This is a genomic window from Meridianimarinicoccus zhengii (assembly GCF_003254465.1).
In the GTDB taxonomy this organism is placed as follows: domain Bacteria; phylum Pseudomonadota; class Alphaproteobacteria; order Rhodobacterales; family Rhodobacteraceae; genus Meridianimarinicoccus; species Meridianimarinicoccus zhengii.
Map to the genome: position 1 here is coordinate 1 of NZ_QDFI01000194.1, position 805 is coordinate 805.

Consider the following 805-nt stretch of genomic DNA (forward strand, 5'->3'; position numbering starts at 1 on the left):
TGGCTGAAAACTGTCGCGGCAATCGTCAGAGCGGCCAGCCAGAAGTTTGTTCAGCCTGAACGAAGAAGTCGACATCGATGACCGGTTCGCCCGTGACGGGCTGAAGCTGTCCATCGGTGTCGGTCACGGGTGTGCCGTCGGCGTATGTCAGGATGACCGTCGCGCTGGCCGATGAGCACAGTGCGATCAGGGTCAAAGCAGACAGTAGAAGGGTCGTTCTTCTCATGCGCAAAATCCTTCTTGAATGACGACTGGTATTCGCGGCACGGGGAAACGTCGGCACAATGAAAATTCCGCAACGTCAGTGTGCGCTTGCCGTCACACGTTGGGAAGATGTATTTATTTATGTATATTTATTTTTGCATGGAATTTGAGTTTCCAGAAGTTTGGACGCATCGGCGCACTTCGGGCATCCGGCAGACGATCCGCCAGGCTGGCAGCGGACTACCCGCCCGCGCGTGCCACCCGCCCACGGCCGACCTTCGTGACAACCGGATCGGCGCAAAGCCGAACGATAACCATCGTCACCGAGAACACCGCGATAAGGCCTACCAGGATGAGCGCGCCGCATGGGAAGGCGAAGATGGGAGCGCCAGCGGCCCGCACGCGGCGCGTAGATGTCCAATCGACGAGCGGAAACGGCAGGAGCACGGCCGTTGCAATGACGGACACGGCCACGAACTTAGATCCGAAGCTGGCGCCGAGGCTCGTTGCGGCGAAGCCTGTGGCCGCCCCGACGCTCCATAGTTCAGGCTGAACAAACTTCTGGCTGGCCGCTCTGACGATTGCCGCGACAGTTTTCAGC

At 59.3% G+C, this 805-nt stretch carries 1 protein-coding gene and 1 pseudogene; both read right to left on the minus strand.

Annotated features, from left to right (window positions below):
- Positions 1–25: 25 nt before the first annotated feature.
- Positions 26–226, minus strand: a complete 201-nt coding sequence (locus DDE13_RS23150; RefSeq protein ID WP_162631207.1) for a hypothetical protein — start codon at positions 224–226, stop codon at positions 26–28.
- Positions 227–444: 218 nt separating this feature from the next.
- Positions 445–805: pseudogene (locus DDE13_RS22570) on the minus strand (hypothetical protein); the annotation flags it as partial.